Source organism: Arthrobacter sp. BGA-UO-ETr-C19, assembly GCF_059568005.1.
Genome location: NZ_JCAQPC010000024.1, coordinates 691113 through 705005, shown reverse-complemented (window position 1 = coordinate 705005; position 13893 = coordinate 691113). Strand labels below are relative to the sequence as shown.

12 protein-coding genes are annotated in these 13893 nt (G+C 69.3%); 4 read left to right on the top strand and 8 right to left on the bottom strand.

Annotated elements, in window-relative coordinates:
* The first annotated feature begins 16 nt into the window (after positions 1–16).
* On the top strand, positions 17–1246 hold the full coding sequence (locus AC57BR_RS22195) for a THUMP-like domain-containing protein (RefSeq protein ID WP_496364507.1): 1230 nt from the start codon (positions 17–19) through the stop codon (positions 1244–1246).
* A 22-nt stretch (positions 1247–1268) separates the two neighbouring features.
* Here AC57BR_RS22195 and AC57BR_RS22190 read toward each other — a convergent pair whose 3' ends face one another.
* Both AC57BR_RS22190 and AC57BR_RS22185 read right to left on the bottom strand, forming a co-directional pair.
* Entirely contained in the window at positions 1269–2096 is an 828-nt protein-coding gene (locus AC57BR_RS22190; RefSeq protein WP_496364505.1) for a shikimate 5-dehydrogenase, read from the bottom strand.
* A 63-nt stretch (positions 2097–2159) separates the two neighbouring features.
* Positions 2160–3959, bottom strand: a complete 1800-nt coding sequence (locus tag AC57BR_RS22185) for a glycoside hydrolase family 3 protein (RefSeq protein WP_496364503.1) — start codon at positions 3957–3959, stop codon at positions 2160–2162.
* 115 nt (positions 3960–4074) lie between these two features.
* On the opposite strand from AC57BR_RS22185, the gene AC57BR_RS22180 reads away from it, so the two are divergent.
* Positions 4075–5226, top strand: coding sequence for a glutamate--cysteine ligase (locus AC57BR_RS22180; protein ID WP_496364501.1), 1152 nt, complete (start codon positions 4075–4077; stop codon positions 5224–5226).
* Between the two features lie 26 nt (positions 5227–5252).
* Here AC57BR_RS22180 and tsaD read toward each other — a convergent pair whose 3' ends face one another.
* The 6 genes from tsaD to AC57BR_RS22150 form a co-directional block, all read right to left on the bottom strand.
* Positions 5253–6437: a tRNA (adenosine(37)-N6)-threonylcarbamoyltransferase complex transferase subunit TsaD gene (tsaD, locus tag AC57BR_RS22175; RefSeq protein WP_496364499.1), complete on the bottom strand. Its 1185-nt coding sequence runs from the start codon at positions 6435–6437 to the stop codon at positions 5253–5255.
* A complete protein-coding gene (rimI, locus tag AC57BR_RS22170) occupies positions 6434–6970 on the bottom strand; it encodes a ribosomal protein S18-alanine N-acetyltransferase (protein ID WP_496365204.1) in 537 nt (178 codons plus the stop codon). The genes tsaD and rimI overlap by 4 nt, the downstream gene beginning before the upstream one ends.
* Before the next feature lie 74 nt (positions 6971–7044).
* Positions 7045–7716 (bottom strand): tRNA (adenosine(37)-N6)-threonylcarbamoyltransferase complex dimerization subunit type 1 TsaB, encoded by a 672-nt coding sequence (tsaB, locus tag AC57BR_RS22165; protein ID WP_496364497.1) that lies wholly within the window; start codon positions 7714–7716, stop codon positions 7045–7047.
* Entirely contained in the window at positions 7716–8351 is a 636-nt protein-coding gene (gene tsaE, locus AC57BR_RS22160; RefSeq protein ID WP_496365203.1) for a tRNA (adenosine(37)-N6)-threonylcarbamoyltransferase complex ATPase subunit type 1 TsaE, read from the bottom strand. The genes tsaB and tsaE overlap by 1 nt, the downstream gene beginning before the upstream one ends.
* Before the next feature lie 2 nt (positions 8352–8353).
* A complete protein-coding gene (gene alr, locus AC57BR_RS22155) occupies positions 8354–9637 on the bottom strand; it encodes an alanine racemase (protein ID WP_496364495.1) in 1284 nt (427 codons plus the stop codon).
* Between the two features lie 62 nt (positions 9638–9699).
* The gene (locus AC57BR_RS22150) at positions 9700–10791 is read right to left on the bottom strand and encodes a carbohydrate kinase family protein (RefSeq protein WP_496364493.1); all 1092 of its coding nucleotides are present in this window, start codon (positions 10789–10791) and stop codon (positions 9700–9702) included.
* A 125-nt stretch (positions 10792–10916) separates the two neighbouring features.
* Here AC57BR_RS22150 and AC57BR_RS22145 point away from each other — a divergent pair, with 125 nt between their 5' ends.
* Both AC57BR_RS22145 and mshA read left to right on the top strand, forming a co-directional pair.
* A complete protein-coding gene (locus AC57BR_RS22145; protein WP_496364491.1) occupies positions 10917–12425 on the top strand; it encodes a family 4 glycosyl hydrolase in 1509 nt (502 codons plus the stop codon).
* 179 nt (positions 12426–12604) lie between these two features.
* Positions 12605–13882, top strand: a complete 1278-nt coding sequence (mshA, locus tag AC57BR_RS22140) for a D-inositol-3-phosphate glycosyltransferase (RefSeq protein ID WP_496364489.1) — start codon at positions 12605–12607, stop codon at positions 13880–13882.
* Positions 13883–13893: the final 11 nt, after the last annotated feature.

Below are 13893 nucleotides of genomic sequence, written 5' to 3'. Positions count from 1 at the left end.
CACTAGGCTTGATCCCATGTCTGAAGCACCGCAGGACCAGATCGCCCCGCTCCTCACAGAAGAAGGATGGGAGCTGCTGGCCTCGCTCGGACCCTACCGAGAGGACCGCTCCTTCGCCCTCAACTCGAGCCTCCGCAAGGCCGGCCACTCCCCCGAACTCGTGTCCGCCGTACTGACGCAGTCACGGCTCCGGACCAGGGCCGAGGCCAAGTTCGGCGAGTTTGCCCGGCAGATGCTGTTCACCCAGGCTGGCCTGGAGCAGGCCACCCGGCTCAACGTCGCAGCCCGGCACGCCCAGCGCTTTGCCCAGGCGGGCATCCGCCACGTGGCCGATCTGGGCTGCGGCCTCGGCGCCGACGCCATGGCGTTGGCGTCCCTTGACATCGCCGTGACCGCTGTGGAGGTCGACGAGACCACCGCCGCCTGCGCCACGATCAACCTCATTCCCTTTCCGCACGCCACGGTGGTCCATTCGGACGCGACCTCAGTGGCGCTGGAGGACGGGGCAGGCGTCTGGCTGGACCCCGCCCGGCGCACCACCACCACGTCCGGCACCCAGCGGATCTGGGACCCCGAGGCTTTCTCTCCGCCGCTGTCCTTCGTGGAGTCGCTCGCGGCCGCGGGGCGGGCCGTCGGCGTCAAGATGGGGCCCGGCATTCCGCACGAATCGGTGCCTGGCGGCTGCGAGGCGCAGTGGGTCTCGGTGGGCGGCGACGTCACGGAAGTCACGCTGTGGTTCAACGCCGTGGCCCGTCCCGGAATCCGGCGGGCCGCCCTGGTCATCGGCGCAGAGGGCGCCGCCGAACTTACCAGCGGGGAGGATTTCGACGCCGGACCCGTGGCCCCCGTGGGTCCGGTGGAGGGTTTCCTGTACGAGCCGGACGGCGCTGTCATCCGTGCCGGGCTCGTGGCCGACCTGGCCCTGGACCTGGGCGGGCACCTCGTGGACGAGCACATCGCCTACATCTGCGCCCCGGAGCTTGTGGACACTCCGTATGCCCGGGCGTACCGGGTCCTGGAGGTCATGCCGTACAACGTCAGGGCGCTCAAGGCCTGGGTCAAGGAGAACGGCGTCGGCGTGCTGGACATCAAGAAGCGCGGCACGTCCGTCACCCCGGAGGAGTTGCGCAAGCAGCTCCTCCCTGCGGGTAAAGCCGGCGGCAAAGCCGCGGGCAAAAAGACAGCCACCCTGGTCCTCACCCGGATCGGGGAGGAGAGAGTGGCTGTCTCGGTGGAGCCCGTTTAGTTCCTCGGTGGAGCCCGGTCAGTTACTGGGCGCGCACGAACGCCTCGGCGTCCCGGACCTGCTCCTCGGTGGGGCGGATTCCCGTGTACAGCACAAACTGCTCCAGCGCCTGGATGGTGGCAACCTCGGCCCCGGTGATGACCTGCTTGCCGGCCGCCCGGGCCGCCTTGATGAGGGGCGTTTCCGCCGGCAGGGCCACGACATCGAAGACCACCTTGGCTGCCACTATTGTTTCGGCGGGGAAGGACAGCGCGTCTGCCTCCGGTCCGCCGGCCATTCCCACAGGCGTGACGTTGATGACCATGTCCGCGGTGGCCTCCTGGCCGGCGCCCAGGTCCGCCCGCCAGGCAAAGTCGTAGAGATCGGCGAGCGCCCGGCCGGTTGCTTCATTGCGGGCGATGATGGTCACGTCCTTGAACCCCGCGTCGCGCAAGGCTGCGGCCGTGGCCTTGGCCATGCCGCCGGCGCCCTTGAGCAGCACCGATGACTCCGCTGGCACGGCGTTGCGCTGCAGCAGCTGCTCGATTGCCGTGTAGTCCGTGTTGTACGCCGTCAGCCGCCCGCCGTCATTGACGATGGTGTTGACGGAATCGATGGCCTTGGCGGACGGGTCCATGGCGTCCACCAGGGCGATCACGTCCTCCTTGTAGGGCATGGAGACGGCGCAGCCCCGGATCCCCAGGCCGCGGACGCCGGCGATCGCCTGGGCCAGGTCGGTGGGTGCGAAGGCCTTGTAGATCCAGTTCAGGCCCAGCTGGTCGTACAGGTGGTTGTGGAAGCGGGTCCCGTTGTTGCTCGGCCGGGCCGAGAGGGAGATGCACAGGGTCATGTCTTTGTTCAGTATCGGCACTCCTCCATTAAACGGCGGCGCTGCCTTTATTACCTGCAGCCTGTTATTACCTGCAGCCCGTTGTTACCTGCAGCCCGTGCCGGGGCGGTAGGGTCCGACGGCGGCCGGCAGCTTTCCGGGGGCGGTGGCCTTGCCTGCCAGGACAGCCAGCAGCGACTTGTACGCTCCCGGCGTTCGGCCGTAGAGGGCGATCTTCGTGGGCGCGGCGGACTGCGCCAAGGGCCACGGCGCGTCCAGGGCCACTACAATATCGCCCTTCGCAGGGCCGCCGCCGTAGCCGATCAGGGTGACCAGCGGGCCCGTCCCCAGGGCGATCCCCGCGTCCCTGGCAGCGGCGGCGAACCGGGCCCGGTCCACTGGCGTGCCCCCTGCCACCCGCACGTGACCGCGCACCGAAGCGCCCTTGCACCGGCCCGCCACCACCGTGACGGCCTGCGCCGAAATTTTCGCGGACAGCGCCTCCCCGCTCCCCGGCGCTGCTGGAGGCTTCCGCTGCGCCGTCCGTCCGCGCCAGATCATCATGGTGACCACCCGGCGGGCCGCTTCCTCGAGGCGCGGGAGCGGCAGCTTTCCCTCGGTGACAGCCCGGACGATTGCGGCATGCGCGACGGGGGCATCAGCCGGCATCAGCAGCAGGTCCGCCCCGGCCGCCAACGCCGCCGGCGCTGCCGAACCGCGGGGATAGCGGCCGGCCACCGCGCCCATGTTAAGCCCGTCCGTGACCGCCACGCCCTTGAAGCCCAGGCCGCGTAGCGCCTTGTAGGTTGCCTTCGAGATGGACGCGGGCACGCCCGGCTCAAGTGCCCGCACTGCGATGTGTCCGGTCATGATCATGGGAGCCCCTGCCTTGACCGCGGTCTGGAACGGCTGCCAGTCCCGCGCCTTCAGCTGCGCGAGGGTGGCGTTCTGGACGGGGAGGCCCTTATGCGAATCGGTGGTCACCGAGCCGTGTCCGGGAAAGTGCTTCACAGCCGGCAGCACGCCGCCGGCCAGCATGCCCTTGGCAAAGCCGGCACTCAATGATGCCGCGGCACGGGCGTCCGCGGACATGGACCGCGCGCCGATGGTGGGATCGGCGGGGCCCATCGTGACATCGGCTGCGGGCGCGAAGTCCACAGTGAAGCCCAGCGGCGCGAGTTCCGCCGCGAGCCCGGTGCCGGCTTCTGCGGCCAGGGGCACGCTGCCGGCCGCCCCGTAGCTCATGGGAGTGGGCCAGCGGGTCAGCGGTGCGCCGACGCGGCTCACCGCTCCGCCCTCCTGGTCAACGCCGATCAGGCCGGGCCAGGTGCGGCCGCCGGAGCGGGACGCAGTGTCCAGCCGGCGCGTCACACGGGCCAGCGCCGGGATGTCCACCAGGCCAGTGGCTGTTCCGGGCACGTTGTCGGCCATGATCATGGACCCAGCAAGGTGGAGGCGTTCCACCATGGCGGCTTGGGCTTCATGGTCGAGGCCGGTGTAGAAGGGCAGGAGCACCTGCCCGGCCTTCTCCTCCAGGGTCATTTTTGCCACCGCCCCGGCGGCAGCGTCGGCATCCCGCTGCTCCGGACCCCAGCCCAGAGCCGCCGCCTCCTTCGTCGCAGGTTTCGCAGCGGACGGGGCAGCGCTCTGCGTGGCTGTCTGCGGTGAAGCTGTCTGTGGCGGCTCCGGCGAGCCCGAAGCGGAAGCCGCGGGCGCCGTCGTCGTGCCTTGTTCCGGTGCCGGTGCCGGCGGCGCCGTGCACGACGCGACGGCGAACAGCGCCGCGAGCGCTGCCGCAGACGCCGCAGGTGCGGTGTGCGCAACTGCGGTACGGGAATTTTTTCTGGGGATTCGGGGGCCGGTGGTTTTGTGAAGACTCTCACGCGCCCTGTATAGCCAAGCCATCTCTTCGATGCTACCCCTGCACTAGACTTGGATGACCGTTCCCCTGCCAGCCGTTCGCCAGGAACGGACGACAACCGGACCAGACGTCACCAGGCCAGCACACAGCGAGGAACACATGAAGATTGATTTCGCTTCATCCAGGCAATCAACTCTTGGTGTGGAATGGGAACTCGCGCTGGTGGATGCGCAGACCGGCGAACTGTCGTCCGTGGCCAACGAGGTCCTGCGCGGGGTGGTGGCGCGGCATCCCGAACTGAACGAGGATGATGAGCACCCGCACATCAAGCAGGAACTGCTGCTTAATACCGTGGAGCTGGTCACCGGTATCTGTGAGACCGCCGCGGAAGCGAAGCAAGACCTCGCCCGCTCGCTGGCCGCCCTTCGTGAAGTCACGGACCCGATGGGCGTGGAAGTGTTCTGCGCCGGAAGCCACCCCTTCAGCCCGCCGCAGCTGCAGCCGGTCACGGACAAGGAACGCTACGCCAAACTGATCGACCGCACACAGTGGTGGGGCCGCCAGATGGTCATCTACGGGGTACACGTCCACGTCGGCCTGGACCGGCGCAGCAAGGTCCTCCCCGTGCTGGACGGCCTGGTGAACTACTTCCCGCATTTCCAGGCACTGTCCGCGTCCAGCCCGTTCTGGGGCGGCGAGGACACGGGCTACGCCTCGCAGCGCGCCCTCATGTTCCAGCAGCTGCCGACGGCGGGACTGCCCTTCCAGTTCGCCAGCTGGGAAGAGTACGAGTCCTACGTCCAGGACATGTTTACCACCGGCGTGATCGACACCATCTCGGAGATCCGCTGGGACATCCGCCCGGTGCCGGCCCTGGGCACCATTGAGATGCGCATCTGCGACGGCCTGGCCACGCTGGAGGAAGTGGGCGCCGTGGCGGCCCTGACGCAGTGCCTGGTGCACGAATTCTCCAACACTCTCGACGCCGGCGGCAGCATTCCCACCATGCCGCCCTGGCATGTCCAGGAAAACAAGTGGCGGGCCGCCCGCTATGGCCTGGATGCGATCATCATCCTCGATGCTGAGGGCAACGAGCAGCTCGTCACCGACCACCTGCTGGAGACGCTCAACCGGCTCGAACCGATCGCGGCGAAGCTGGGCTGCCCGGATGAGCTGGCCGACGTCGAAAAGATCATCAGCCGCGGCGCGGGGTACCAGCGCCAGCGGCGGGTGGCCGCCGAAAGCGGCGGCAACCTTCAGGCCGTGGTCCTGGACCTCGTGAAGCAGATGCGGAACGGCCCCACCGCGTAGGTCGCCTTCTGCGGCTCCGGACCCAACTAGGTAGCAGTTGAGGGCGTTCCCAGCGCCGAGAACGCCCTGTTCTGCGACCTACTTGGGGCGGACACCGTGGTGACTGGCATGGACGAGTCCGGCGCAAAGTTGATGCCGCTGGGTTCGATGCCGGCCATGACCAGCTGCGCACCGAGTGCGGCCACCATCGCGCCGTTGTCCGTGCACAGGTCCAGCGGCGGAACGTGCAGCGTGATGCCGGCGGCCGTGCAGCGCTGTTCGGTCAGCTGCCGCAGCCGCGAATTGGCGGCCACTCCCCCGCCCAGCAGCACGTCCGTGATGCCACGCTCGCGGCAGGCCAGGACTGCCTTGGACGTGATGACATCAACGACGGCTTCCTGGAAAGCCGCCGCGATGTCCGCCACCGGCACGGGGTCGCCGGCGGCTTCGAACTGCTCCACGCACCTGGCCACCGCGGTCTTCAGTCCGCTGAAGGACCAGTCGTACCGGTGGCGGCCGGGCTCCTCCGCGGTGCCCATGTATTTGGGCTGCGTCAGTCCGCGCGGGAACCGGATGGCCTTGGCGTTGCCTTCGCGCGCCAGCCGGTCAATGGCCGGGCCGCCGGGGTAGCCCAGTCCGAGGATCCTGGCGACCTTGTCGTAGGCCTCGCCCGCCGCGTCGTCGATGGTGGAACCGAGCAGCTCGACGTCGTCCGTGATGCTGCGGATCCGCAGGATCTCGGTGTGCCCGCCTGACACCAGGAGGGCGCCGAGGTTGTCGGGCAGTATCGGCTGGTCCGCGCCACCGCCGCCGGAACCGACGCCCGTTGCGGCACCGCGGGTGCCGCCGCGCTGGTTCAGCAGGCCGACCCCCACGTGGGCCACCAGATGGTTGATGGCGTAGAGCGGCTTGCCCGTGGCGACGGCGAGCGCCTTTGCGGCGCACACGCCGACCATCAGAGCTCCGGCCAGCCCGGGCCCGGCTGTCACCGCGATTGCGTCGATCTCGTCCAGCGTCACCTCCGCCTCGGCCAGGGCCGCCTGCAGGGCAGGAACGAAGGCGTCCAGGTGCGCGCGCGAGGCGATTTCCGGGATGACCCCGCCAAACCGAACGTGCTCCTCCATGGACGAGGACACCGTATTGGTGAGGAGGTCGGTACCGCGGACGATGCCGACACCCGTTTCGTCGCACGATGACTCAATGCCCAGTACTAGCGGCTGCGAGCGGTTCATTTGTGGTCTGCCTCCGTCGGAGCGGTCTCGCCGGCGCGGCCGGCTTCGTCAGTCTGCACGGGCCGGGGTTCGGCGTCGTGCACGATGTCCTGGTGCACCGCGAGCACGGCCTCGAGCTGAAGCCGCATGATCAGCGCGTCCACGCCGTCGCGGTAGTACCGTTTCCGCACGTGGATCTGCTCGAAGCCGAAGCGGATGTACAGCTGCTGGGCGCGCGGGTTGTCGGCGCGGACCTCGAGCAGGATGTCGGCTGCGCCGCGGCGCCGCCCCTCGGCGATCAGGTCGGTGAGGAGTGCGGTGCCGATGCCCCTGCCCTCATATTCGGGGACGACGGCGATGGTCTGGACGTCGGCGATCGGTTCGACGCACATGAGTCCGGCATACCCAACGATGCCCTCCGGCGCTTCCGCCACGAGATACCTGCGGGTCTCCGGCTGCATCAGTTCGTCCATGAACATCTGCAGCGGCCACGCGTCCACCGGGAACAGCCGGACCTCCAGCTCGTGGACAGCGGTGATGTCGGCGGGAAGCATGTCGCGGACGGTCACGCCCGAGGCCAGCTGGCGGGGCAGGACGGGCGCGTTGCCGAATGATTCGGGCAGCAGGTTCACAGGGCACGCTTCCGGGGGCCGGGGACCTGGGCGTCCGATTCCCGCAGGTAGAGGGGCGTGGAGTCCAGTAGCTGCCCGCCCGCTGCCAGCCTTGCCAGCGCAAACTGGCCCAGGTACAGCGCATCGGGCTGTTCGGTGCTGAAGTCCGGATCCGCGCGCACGTCGTCGGGGTAGAGGCCTGCGCCCGCGCCGTACGCCGGCAGGTCGGGAAGGTCCGCGGCGAAGCCCACGTGCGGCCCATCGACGAGCTTCGGCAACTGGCCTGCGGCCAGGGTGTAGCGGGCCCAGTAGACCTCTTTGCGGCGGGCGTCGGTGGCCACCAGGTACTCGGCCGGCGCTTCGGTGGATTCGGCCACCTCGAGGGCGACGGCGTCGAGGCTCATCATGCCGTGCAGCGGCGTGTTCCAGACAAAGGCCAGGGTGCGCGCCGTCGCGATGCCGGACCGGAGACCGGTGAAGGGACCGGGACCAACGCCCACAACGATCGCGTCAATGTCGGCTCCGGTTACCCCGGCGTCTGCCAGCAGCCGCTCGATTCCGGGCGCAAGGACCTCGGCGTGGCTCCTCGTGTCCTCGGTGGAGAAGTTGCCCACCACACCTTCCAGGGCGTCGTCGGACACCAGCGCGGCGCTGGCCACGGCTGAGGTGTCAATGGCGAGAATGAGCATCAGGAGATTCCTTCCGCGGACAGAACGGGCTGTTCTGCCCAGCGCGGCCCGAAGCCGCGGATAATGATGGTGCGGGGCTCGTCGTCGTCCTCCGACTCGAAGTCCAGTACGGGAGTGTCGAGGACGGGCACGTCAGAACCGGGCGCCGTGCCGGGTCCCGTTGAATCCCCGCCGGCGTGAAGGTGCGCGGGAGCGGCGCCGCCTAGCTGGCGGTGCAGTTCCACCTCGAGCCGGCTCTCGGTCAGGTGCTCTACGCGGTCCCGGCCCCACTCCACCACGGTCACGGCAGAGTCCAGCGTGTTCTCCAGGTCAATGTCGTCGATTTCCGACGCCGATCCCAGCCGGTAGGCGTCCACGTGCACCAGGTCCGGCCCGCCCGGGCGCCGCCCGTCGGGGAGGTTGGGGTGGATGCGCACCAATACGAAGGTCGGGGAAATGATGCCCTCGCGGACGCCCAGGCCCTCACCTAGGCCCTGCGTGAAGGTGGTCTTGCCGGCGCCAAGTTCGCCCGTGAGCACCAGGAGGTCCCCCGCCCGGAGCAGCTCCGCCAAAGCCGCGCCGAGCGCGTGGGTCTGGTCCGCCGTCGTGACCGTCAGGGTCTGGACCCACAGCGGAGCGTTGCCGGTTTCCGAGATGCTCACGGCGCCGGCGATTCAGTCGCGGTCGATCCCGTTGCGGGCCTTTCGCCGGCCGGCGCACGGCTGATGGGCGATTCGTTGATGTAGGTGCGGGGCACGCGGGGGCTGATGCGGGTGACGATCTCGTAGTTGTTGGTGCCGGCGGCGCGGGCCCAGTCATCGGCCGTGGGGCCACCGTCGGCGCCGTCTCCGAAAAGGACGGCCTCTGCTCCGAGGAGGCTGTGGCCGCCCCGGGAAACGTCCAGCGGGCCGAGGTCGATTACCATCTGGTCCATCGCTATCCGTCCCACCACGGGGTAGGTGACGCCCTCCACGCGGACGGGGCCGCCGGTGGCGACGCGCGGAACGCCGTCGGCATAGCCGAGCGGAATGAGCCCCAGCGTGCTCTCGCCGGAGGTGTGGTAGTTGAAGCCGTAGGAGACGCCCTGGCCCGAGTGCACGTCCTTGCAGTGGGACACGACGGTGCGCAGGGTCATCGCGGGGCGGAGGCCCAGTTCCGCGGAGGTCTGCCCATCGAAGGGCGAGAGGCCGTAGATTCCCAGGCCCGCGCGCACCATGTCGAAGTGCGTGTCGGGCCGGGACAGGGTAGCCGGGGTGTTGGCCAGGTGGCGGACTTCGGGGTCCACGCCGGCGTCTTCGGCGATGGCCAGGACCTCGCGGAACGCTGCGAGCTGGTCGTCGGTTTCCGGGCGCTCGGGTTCGTCGGCCACGGCAAGGTGGGAGAAGATGCCCACAACGCGCAGCAGCCCCTGGTCCTGGTACTCCACGGCTTCGCCCACCAGCCGGTCCCACACCTCGACGGTGGCGCCGTTGCGGCCCAGTCCGGTGTCGACTTTGAGGTGGACGCGTGCCGGACGTTCCTGTTCCCGGGCGGCGGCCACGATCTGTTCCAGCTCCCAGCCGGAGCACCCGATGTCGACGCCGGCGGCCACCGCCGCGCCGAAGTTGCTTTCCGGGGTGTGCAGCCAGGCGAGCAGCGGCGCTTCGATGCCAGCGGCGCGCAGTGCCAGAGCTTCTGAGATGTGCGCGACGCCCAGCCAGCTTGCGCCTGCCTCGAGGGCCGCGCGGGCCACCGGCACGGCGCCGTGTCCGTAGGCGTCGGCCTTGACGACCGCCATGACCTTGGCCGGTTCGGCGGCCGCGGCGAGCCGGCGGACGTTGTGCCGGATCGCCTCGAGGTCGATCACTGCGGAACGTTCGTGGGCCGTCCGGGCGTAGCCGCGGGGCGTCCCGACCGGGCCCGTTACTGCCGGGCGGTCTCCTGTTGCTGCTGGATAAATCACTCTACTGATTCTAGTGCTGGCGCTTCCGGCCGAATAATTGCCGGGGAAACGCGCGTGCCTGCTCAGGCGTCCGAGAGGTGTGCGATGGTGGCGGCCGCCCGCCGCTGGGCCTGCTGCGGAACGTCCCGGACGATGTCGGCGAGGAAGGAGTATCGGCGCAGCCACTGGCTGCCACGGCGTTCCGGCCGGGCGTTGGCGCGGTTCCACCAGTCGGCGATGTCTCCCCAGCCGGGCGCAGCGAGGGAACCGCCCACTTCCTGGACTGCCAGTGAGGCGCAGAGATTGGCGAACCGAAGCCGGTCGCTGAGCGGCCAACCCGCGAGGCTCCCGACGATGAACGCGGCCCCGAAGCAGTCCCCGGCACCGGTCGGATCGAAGGCGGTCACAGGCAGGGAGGGCACCCATTCCTCCTCGCCGGTTTCCGAGTCAACTGCCACGGCCCCCTGCGCCCCCAGCGTCACCACCGCCACCGGCACCCGGTCCGCCAGGGAGTACAGCGCCGCCCAGGGATCGCTCTTGCCGGTGAAGGCCATGGCCTCGCGCTGGTTGGGCATGAAGGCATGGAAGTACTGCAGGTTGGCCAGCCGCGCGTGGGCCCATTCGCCGGTTGGGTCCCAGCCGACGTCGCCGAACAGTTTGACTCCCTCCTTGTGCGCCGCGAGCGCCCACGGCTCCAGTTCATGGCCAAGGTCCGCCACGGCAGCCAGCGCACGGGGCGGAGTTCCGATCAGCTCGGAGGAGGTCACCGGTGCCGGGTGCCCGTGGGTGACCATCGAGCGGTCGTGGTCCACGCTCAGTGATACGGTCACCGGCGAGTGCCAGCCCGGGACCCGGCGGGACAGGGACAGGTCCACGTGCTCCTGCCGGTCCAGGATTTTCCAGTTGTAGTCGCCGTAGCCATCGTCGCCGAAGGCCGCAGCCAGCCCCGTCCGCAAGCCGAGGCGCGCGGCCGCGATGGCCTGGTTGGCCACGCCACCCGGGCAACTGCCCATCCCCTCGCTCCAGATTTCGGTTCCGGGCTCGGGTGCGTGCGGCAGCCCGGTGAAGATGATGTCCTGGAAAACGGTCCCGGCCAGCAGCAGGTCGAACTCTCCGGCTGCCGGGGTACGGACGGCCGAGAGCGGGTCGAAACGGCGTGCAGGATTCGCCTCCATGTTCGGCACATTACGCTGTGTACCTTGGCGTTGAAACCCCGCGATGTGGGGGTTCGACGGCGCTGGCCGGCTTCCAGCGCGACAGTTCAGGCCGCGTTGCTGGCTGCTGCGCATAGACTCCTGCCATGCGGCTCACGATCGCCGGCGGCGGCGGATTCCGGGTTCCCCTCGTTTACCGTGCCCTGTGTTCCGGGCGCTATGGCGGCCTGGTCAGCGAGGTGGTGCTGTTCGACGTCGACGGCGGCCGCCTGGCCGCCATCGAGGCTGTGCTGCGGTCCATGTCTTCGGAGGTGAGCGGCGCCCCGGACGGAAGTTCCGACGTCGGACCTTCCTCCCGCCGTCCGCCCGCGGTGACGTCCACGACCTCCCTCCCCCGCGCCCTCAACGGGACGGACATGGTGTTCGCCGCCATCCGCCCGGGCGGAACGGCCGGCCGGGTTGCCGACGAACGGGTGGCCCGGGACCTCGGGCTGCTCGGCCAGGAAACCACCGGCGCGGGCGGCATCTCCTACGCGCTGCGGTCCGTCCCGGCGATGCTGGAGCTGGCCGCGAACATGCGGACGCACTGCCCGGACGCCTGGCTGATCAACTTCACCAATCCGGCCGGGATGGTCACCCAGGCGCTGGTTCCCGTGCTGGGCCGGAAAGTGATCGGCATCTGTGATTCCGCGAGTGCCCTGGTGCACCGCGCCGCCCGGGCGGCCGGCGTACCGTTGCCGGCGGGAAAGCTCGACGGCGTGGGCTACTACGGGCTGAACCATCTCGGCTGGCTGTACCGGCTGGAGAGCGGCGGCCGCGATGTCCTTCCCGGCCTGCTGGCCGACCGGGAAGCGCTGGCCAGCTTCGAGGAGGGCCGGCTGTTTCCGCAGGCTTTCCTGCGCGATCTGGGGCTCCTGCCGAACGAGTACCTGTTCTATTACTACGAAGCGGCGCGCGCGGTGGCGGGCATGCGTGCCATGGCCAGGACCCGCGGTGAATCCATCCACGGCCAGCAGGCGGAGCTGTATCCGCGGCTGGCTACCGCCGGGGACGGAGCGTACGGCTTGTGGGAAGCGGCGCGGCGGTCCCGTGAGGAGGGGTATTTGGCCGAGGCCCGTGCAGGCGGCGAGGCGCGGAACCCCGAGGATCTTGCCGGCGGCGGTTATGAGCAGGTGGCCCTGGCCGTGATGCGGGCGCTTGCCGGGGGTGCCGCCGTCGATGGCGCGGGGGCGGCCACCGAACTGATCCTAAATACACCGAACTCCACTGGCCAGTCCGTGGCCGGAGACTCGTTCGCCGGAGAGTCCTTCGCCGGAGACTCCTTCGGCGGGGAGTCCTTCGCCGGGGCGGGCGGCTCCCGGGCCGCTATTCCCGGGCTCCCGGCGGACGCCGTCGTCGAAGTTCCCTGCACGGTCACGCCGCAAGGGGCCGTGCCGATTCCCCAGGACAGGCCGGGCGAACCGCAACTCGCCCTTCTGCAGCAGGTCAAAAAAGTGGAACTGCTCACCGTCCGTGCGGCCTCTGCTGGCGACCGCGGTGCGGCCCTGGAAGCTTTCGCCGAACACCCACTGGTCGGCTCGGCTGAACTCGGTATCGCGTTGCTCACCGGCTACGAGGCCGCGTTTCCCGAGTTAGCCCGGTTGTGGCGCCGGTGACGGGGCCCCTGGGGCGTTGAGGCACCGGTTTTAGCAGGGCCGTGCTACATACTGTGGCTGGCCTGGTTTGCGTGGGAAACACCACGGTGGGAGCAGTGGCAGCGCCACAGTCGCGCGGACAGTTGAGGAGTAGTGTTTTATCCGATGCAGTTCCAGCAGTCCGGAGAGGAGGGAAGCCCGTGCCTGTGATCAAGCGAGTGGCTTTCCTGTCGCTGCACACATCTCCCATGGAACAGCCCGGTTCCGGAGACGCCGGCGGCATGAACGTCTACATCCGCGGCCTTGCCTCCGCCCTGGCCGAAACCGGCATCGAAGTGGAGATTTTCACCCGCTCCACCGCCGCCGGGCAGCCCGCCGTCGAACACCCCGATCCCGGCGTCTGCGTCCACAACGTCCTGGCCGGACCGCCCCGCAAACTCCCCAAAGAAGAACTCCCCGAACTGCTGCACAGCATGGTCGCCGAAATCGAACGCATCCGCGGCCAACAGCCCCACGGCCGCTACGACCTCATCCACTCCCACTACTGGGTCTCCGGCGTCGCCGGCCTCGAACTCTCCCAACTGTGGAACATCCCCCTGGTGCACACCATGCACACCATGGCCAAAGTCAAGAACCTCCTCCTGCACTCCGGCGAACAACCCGAACCCCGGCGTCGCGAGGACGGCGAACACCGCATCGTCGACGGCGCCACCCGCCTGATCGCCAACACCACCGCCGAAGCCGCCGAACTCGTTTCCCACTACGGCGCCGACTTCGACCACATCGACGTCGCACCCCCCGGCGTGAACCTCTCCGTGTTCACCCCCGCGTTCCGTGCCCAGTCCCGGGCCGCCCACGGCATCGCCCCCGGCGCCTTCCACCTCCTCTTCGCCGGCCGCATCCAGCGCCTCAAAGGCCCGCAGATCCTGCTCAAGGCCGCCGCCTTGCTGCGCCGCCGCCGCCCTGACATCGACCTCAAACTCACCATCCTCGGCGCGCTCAGCGGCGCCAAGGACTTCAACCTCAAGACCCTCGTCAGCGCCGCCGGACTGGACGACGTCGTCACCCACCACCCGCCCGTCAGCGCACCCGAACTTGCCGGCTGGTTCCGGGCCGCCGACGTCGTCGTCATGCCCTCCTACAGCGAATCCTTCGGCTTGGTAGCCCTTGAAGCCCAGGCCTGCGGAACCCCCGTCCTCGCCACCCGCGTCGGCGGGCTCACCCGCGCAGTCAGCCACGGCCGCACCGGCCTGCTCGTGGACGGCCACCACGCCGCCGACTGGGCCGATGCACTCGAAGCCCTCCACGACGACCCCACCACCCGCCACAACATGGGCACCGCCGCCGCCATCCACGCAGCAAACTCCGGCTGGCAACGCACCGCCGCCATCACCCTCGACAGCTACCACGCCGCCGTCGACGAGTTTGCCTCCAGGCACCCCCTGGCCGCCGTATACGGGTCACGGCTCACCGGCTGAACCCCTCCGGA